The 6,000-nt window shown below is 70.5% G+C and carries 5 protein-coding genes; 4 read left to right on the plus strand and 1 reads right to left on the minus strand.

Translation table 11 applies throughout. The features are described 5' to 3' along the window. Positions 1-895: 895 nt before the first annotated feature. Entirely contained in the window at positions 896-1,621 is a 726-nt protein-coding gene (locus ABT048_RS36300) for a DNA-methyltransferase (RefSeq protein ID WP_350525881.1), read from the minus strand. A 575-nt stretch (positions 1,622-2,196) separates the two neighbouring features. On the opposite strand from ABT048_RS36300, the gene ABT048_RS36305 reads away from it, so the two are divergent. From ABT048_RS36305 to ABT048_RS36320, 4 genes are all read left to right on the plus strand, one after another. After that, positions 2,197-3,369, plus strand: a complete 1,173-nt coding sequence (locus ABT048_RS36305) for a C40 family peptidase (protein ID WP_350525882.1) — start codon at positions 2,197-2,199, stop codon at positions 3,367-3,369. An 83-nt stretch (positions 3,370-3,452) separates the two neighbouring features. Beyond that, positions 3,453-3,761, plus strand: a complete 309-nt coding sequence (locus ABT048_RS36310; protein ID WP_350525883.1) for a DUF6112 family protein — start codon at positions 3,453-3,455, stop codon at positions 3,759-3,761. Continuing rightward, positions 3,761-4,456: a hypothetical protein gene (locus ABT048_RS36315; RefSeq protein ID WP_350525884.1), complete on the plus strand. Its 696-nt coding sequence runs from the start codon at positions 3,761-3,763 to the stop codon at positions 4,454-4,456. Before ABT048_RS36310 ends, ABT048_RS36315 begins: the two co-directional genes overlap by 1 nt. 14 nt (positions 4,457-4,470) lie before the next feature. Then, positions 4,471-5,916 carry an SCO6881 family protein gene (locus ABT048_RS36320; protein ID WP_350525885.1) on the plus strand — a complete coding sequence of 482 codons (1,446 nt, stop codon included), beginning with the start codon at positions 4,471-4,473 and terminating at the stop codon, positions 5,914-5,916. Positions 5,917-6,000: the final 84 nt, after the last annotated feature.

Below are 6,000 nucleotides of genomic sequence, written 5' to 3' on the forward strand. Positions count from 1 at the left end.
GAGGGGACCCACATCGGGGCCTGGTCCACACCCCTCCAGGTCACCCTTCAATGGTGCCGATGGCGCACCTTTCCGGTTAGCCCTCGGAGATACCCGACTATAGTCGTCACGAACGGATGAACATCCTCAAGTCTTCCGACCATCACCATTTCGAGCTAATTTCCGGCAGGGCGGAATGCGCCTGTGGACTATCACCTGCGAGCCTCACCAGTCGATCAGCGCCTCTCCAGCCATTCACCTCCGATGTGTTCTACCCATCTCCATGTCACGAAGATGGATCAGACAGAGGGCTGGTCATCCAAGGTGCCATCGCACGGTCCTGTACTTTCTCCTGTGTCGCCCCAAAGCGACCCCTCTGCTCCCAGCACATAGTCCAGCTCGGGGCCAACTACCCCCGAGTCTCGTGAACTACGAGGAGTGCACGATGGGACGCAACAGGTTCGGACAGTGGCTTCGGTGCAACGCCAGCGTCATCGCGGCACTGGCAGCTGTGGCGGGGGTGATCACCGCAGCACTCAAGTAGCTGCCTCAGGTTGGAAAGGAGGCCCTAATGCCATAGCTGAGGCCCCGGCCACCGATAATGGCCGGGGCCTCAGCCCATGCACGTCCGCGGAGGAGTGCACGGGCAGCCACGCTACCGCACACCGGTCAACGATCCTTGGTGCCGTGGCCCCATCGCGAGAGGAGGGCTTCACGCGCGATGTCTGCAGCATCGGGCACCTGGGAACGTGGCCTGGAGGTGCGGATCGTCTCGTCGACGGACGTGAAGAAGGCGGTGCCGTTGATCGGGCGGGCGGTCGAGGAGTCGTGAAGGACGAGGAAGGGCGGCTGGAGCCGGGTAATCCGGCCGCCCATTCACGTCTTCGGTCGCTCGCCCTGGTGACGGCTCCCATGCTCACGCCTCCGGTCCCGCGACGACGAAGTCGTCCTGCGTCAGCTCCGCGCGCAGTCGCTGTTCGGCGACGTCGGCGTAGTGGGGGTTGAGTTCGATACCGAGGAAGCGCCGGCCTTCGCGCAGGGCGGCGACACCGGTGGAGCCGGTGCCGGTGAAGGGGTCGAGGACGGTGCCGCCTGCGGGGCAAACCTGGACGAGCTGCCGCATGATCTCCAGCGGCTTCTGGGTGGTGTGGCCCTGCTCCTTGCCGGGCTGCGTGACGGTGAAGTGGCCAGGCAGGTAGAGGTCGCGGCTGGTGTCGAGGGAGCCCTTGACCCCCCAGGTGATGAAGTCGGCGGACTGCTCGAAGCCGCCCTTGCGGGACTGGCCGGCGGGCTTGATCCAGGGGATGGTGCCTTGCCAGGTCCAGCCGGCCATCCTGAGCGCTTCGATGATATCGGGCTTTTGCCGCAAGCCGGAGAAAAGCATCGCGACCGAGTGCTCGGTGCTTGCCCGGTGTGCCCCGGCGAGTAGTTCGGTGAGCCAGGCGAGGTGGTCGCGGTTCTCGTCGGGGAAGGTCTTGCGGTCGTGGACGCCGCTGCTGCTGGTGGCGAGCTTGCCGCAGGCGTCGCGGCTGGTGCGCCCGTCGCTGCTGTACGGCGGGTCGGTGATGACGGCGTTGACGGACTCGTCCGGGAGGGTCTTCAGCACGGTGAGGGCGTCGCCTCGGTGCAGCTGGTAGCTCATGGGTCTTCCTTCCGCATGGCGCTTGGGCCCGCTCCGGGCGGCGCCCGGCGGCAGCCGCAGGGAGCGGGGATGCCGAGGAAGGTAGCGGCGATCGGCAGCCGCACCTAACGGCCGGCTACGGGCTTCCGGGCCTGGTCAGGGGTCGTTTGGTGCGGCCGACTTTCGCGTCTACTGTCTCGCCATGCCGACCGGGCAGCAGGCCAAACGGCCCTGGCCCGGCGCGTGTTGGTCCGTGCTGCCCAGTGCAGGCGTGACCACGTGCGGGCGGCATCCCCTTCACCCTGAATCCCGAGGAGCGCCGTCGTGTTCCGGCTGAGATTACGAGCGCGGCCGGCTGCCGCGCGTGACCCGAGGCCGGCGTCCTGGAGCTACCAACTCCCGTGACCCGGGCCCGCCCTGAACGAGGGCGGATTCACCACCGGCGCGGTGCCGGCGACTTCTTCGCACGAGAGGCCGGCACCGCGTTCTCCTACGCATCCCCGAGGAGCCGCTGCGATGCAGCATGCCCTGGCACACCCGTGCCCTCATCCTCTTCCCCTGCCCGGTCGGCCACTGCCCGGTGACCGGGGACCGTCGTGAAGAAGTCGGTCGGCGCGCTCGTCGGCGTCGTCGCCTGCGGTCCGCTGGTGCTGGCCCTTCCCGTGGCGATCATCGGCGCGGGCAACGCCTCGGCCGCCGCGTCCAGTTCCTGCCCTCCCGGCGGAAGTCCGCAGGGTGTGGATTCCTCGGCGGTGGCGGCGCAGGTCGAGGCGATCCTCAAGGGCTCCAGTCCGCTGTCAGCGCCGGCCGTGGCCGGGCTGAGCAAGCCGTCCGAGCAGATCCCCAACGCGAGGACGATCCAGGCCACCGGCGTCGCAATGCACGTCCCGGTGCGCGGGCAGGTCGTCGCCCTGGCAACGGCCTTGCAGGAGAGCGAACTTCGCAACATCAACGGTGGCGACCGGGACTCGCTGGGCCTGTTCCAGCAGCGACCGAGCCAGGGCTGGGGCACGCCGGAGCAGATCATGCAGCCGGTGTACGCCTCGACCAAGTTCTACGAGGCGCTGCAGAAGGTCAACGGCTGGGAGTCGATGACCGTCACCCAGGCCGCCCAGACGGTGCAGCACTCCGGCTTCCCCGACGCCTACGCCAAGTGGCAGCCCCTGGCGGAAGCGCTCCAGAAGGCCCTCACGCCACTGCTCGACCCTGCCTCCGGCACCTCGCCCACGCCGAACCCGACGTCGGCACCGGCACCGGCACCGGCACCGACGCCAGCGGGCGGCGGCTGCGGGACGCCCACGGCGGGCGGCGACGGCAGCGACTTCGGCACGATCCCCGCAGGCTCGCTGCCGGGCGGCTACACGATCCCAGCCGACGGTCCGCAGCCGGTGCAGACCGCGATCCGGTGGGCGCTCGGCCAACTCGGCACCGCCTACCAGTGGGGCGGCACCTGCGCGAACTCGCACGGTGCGGACCCGATGGGCAGGTGCGACTGCTCCTCCTTGATGCAGATGGCCTACCGCTCGGCCGGCATCTCGCTGGAGCGGACCACGTACGACCAGGTCAAGCAGGGCGCCGCCGCTTCAGCGGACGCGCTCAAGCCGGGCGACCTGCTGTTCACGCGCGGCACCGCCGCCGTGCCGGAGCACGTCGGGATGTTCATCGGTTCGGGGCTGATCGTGCACGCGCCGAAGACCGGCGACGTGGTCAAGATCTCGACCCTGGCCTCGTGGCGGCCGGAGATCCTCGCGGTCCGCCGGGTCGTCTGACCCGCGCGCCCTCACCTCCCCTCTCTCCTCTCCCCCTTCTTTGGGCTGCCTTCGCGCGCCCCGAATTTGCTCTGGAGCTTCCCTTGTATCTCGCGGACGCCGTCGTTCAGCTTGCCTACGACCCCGGAATCACCCCCAACGAGGGTGGCCTGCCTGGCCTTTCGGTCCTCAAGCAGGTGATGGGCAGCCTGAATCTCTTCGGGATCATCGCGGTCGTCGGCGCCCTGGCCGTGAGCGCCGGAGTGTGGGCCTGGGGTCACCACTCGGGCGGGCACCAGGCGGAGGCCAACGGGAAGAAGGGCGTCCTCGTCTCGGCCAGCGCGGCGCTGCTGCTCGGCGCGGCCAACGGGGTCGTCTCCTTCTTCTCGACCCTCGGAAGCCAGGTCAAGTAATGCAGAAACGTTCCTTCAACCCCAGCCCTCATACAGGTGGCTCCGGCGGCATCCTGGTTCGCCGCCGGGCACTGCTGGGCTCGCTGGTCCTGGTGGTGCTCGTCGCCTTCGCCGGCGTGCTGGCCTACGTCACCCGGGACGGACGCGAGGCCGCCAACCCGACTGCGGCGGCTGCGGGTTCGGCGGCGCCCTCCGCACCGGTGACTTCTACGTCGCCGGGTGGGCGTCCGAAGATAGCGCCGGGTCCGCCCTCGACCCGCGATCCGATCGCGTTCGCGAAGGCGGCGGCGGTGGCGCTGTGGTCGTACGACACTCGCTCGTCCTCGCAGCCGGAGCTGGTGGCCTCCCTCCACCGGTGGCTGACCAGCGAGGGGCAGTACGTCGACGTCGACTCGGTCGACCGCCTGGTGCCCTCGCCGGTGCTGTGGGGACGGATGGCCGACTCCGGGCAGTTCGCCACCGCGACCGCGGACGAGGCGCACTTCCCGGACCGGTTCACCAAGGCGCTGCAGGCCGATCCGGGGGCGATCACGCAGGCGTACGTCTACGCCGTGACCGTCTCCGGGAAGCAGTCGATCGCCTGGAACGGCTCCCCGGCCGGTGGTGCCGAGGACCGTTCGGCGACCCTCGCCGTGCAGTGCCGTCCTGACCGCTCGTGTGCCCTCGCCGGTGTACTGCCGGCCGTGGCGCCCTGAGCTGGGAGGCCCTCGTGGATATCTGCAACCTCCCGATGGTCGCCCAGGTCTGCAACGTGGTCGACGGCATCAACTTCATCAGTGACCCAGGCAAGTCGATCACCGATGGCATCGGCGCGTGGATCGCCAAGAGCATGGGCGAGCTGGCGGCCAGCGCCGTCGACCTGTGCGCGAAGGCAGTCGACGAGACCACGGCCATCGACCTGTCGGCGCCGTGGTTCAGGGACAACTACCAGCTGGTCCTGCCGATCGGGCTGATCCTGACCGTGGGCACGTTCTGCGCGCAGCTGGTCCTGGCCGCCTGGCGGCGGGACGAGCGGGCGCTGGCCAAGGCCGGCTGGGGCACGATGACCGGCGTGCTGTTCGCCTTCGGCGCGATCAGCTTCACCGCGGTCACGGTGACCACTGTCGACGCCTTGTCGGCCGGGCTGTTCCAAGCCGCGCACACCAGCGTGGCCGACGCGGTGCGGCGCATGATCAAGGTGTCGCAGTTCGGCGCCATGTTCCCGCTCGGCTGGGCGATCCCTGCCCTCGTCGCGGTCGGCAGCGCGATCGGGGCGTTCCTCTACTGGGGCGTGATGGTCGCCCGCAAGGTCGGCGTACTGATCCTCGTGGCGCTCGCCGCCTTCGCCGGGGCCGGCGGCGGCTGGGAGGTCGCCCAGCGGTGGCGGCGCGGCTGGATCGAGGCCACCGCCACCCTGATCGTCTCCAAGCTGCTGATGACCGTGGTCTTCCTCGTCGGCGTCTCCGCGCTCGGCAAGACCGACGCCAAGGACGGCATGGCCGCTCTGTCCGACGCCATGGCCGGAGTCGTGATCATGGTCATGGTGCTGTTGTGCCCATACGCCGTCTACAAGTTCGTCCACTGGGCAACGGACGGCAGCGGCCACGACGACACGCACCGCACCGGCATGGCCGGCATGGCGGTCGCGGCCGGGGCGGCGAAGGCCGCCGGGTCGCTGGCCATGCAGATGAGCACCGGCGTCCCGGCGCCGCAGGGCCCGGCCCAGGTCCCGGGCATGGACGGTGGCGGTGCCGGCTCCGGCATCGACCCGACCGGCCGGATCAGCAACGAAGGCATCGACGCCGGCCCCGCGCAGCAGCCGACGAAGTTCCGCTTCGGCGAGGACCCGAGCGCGCCCGGCGACCGCGGACGCGCCCTGGTCACCCGGCCCGGTATCCCGGCCCTGATCACCCGGGCCGCCCCCGGCGGCGGTGACGAGTCCGCATCCGGCGGCGGCCCGGACGGCGTCGCGGCCCAGCCCGCCGCACCGTCCGTGCTGGGCGTCTCGACGGCCCCGGCCGCACCTGCACCCTCGGCGCCCGGCCCGGCCCCCGCGGGCCCCGGCGTCCCGGCACCGCCCGCACCGGCCAGCGCAGGACCGGCGCCGGGCGGAGCACCGGTGCCGGAACCGGCCCGGTTCGTCTACCCGAACAGTCCCACCCAGCCCGGTTCCTGACCGGCACGCCCATGCGCCGGGGCGGGGGGGGGGCCGCCCCCCCCCCCCCGGGGCGGAGGCCCACCGAAAGGAGGAGACGCCGGG

This window comes from Kitasatospora sp. NPDC096140, assembly GCF_040303045.1.
Taxonomy (GTDB): domain Bacteria; phylum Actinomycetota; class Actinomycetes; order Streptomycetales; family Streptomycetaceae; genus Kitasatospora.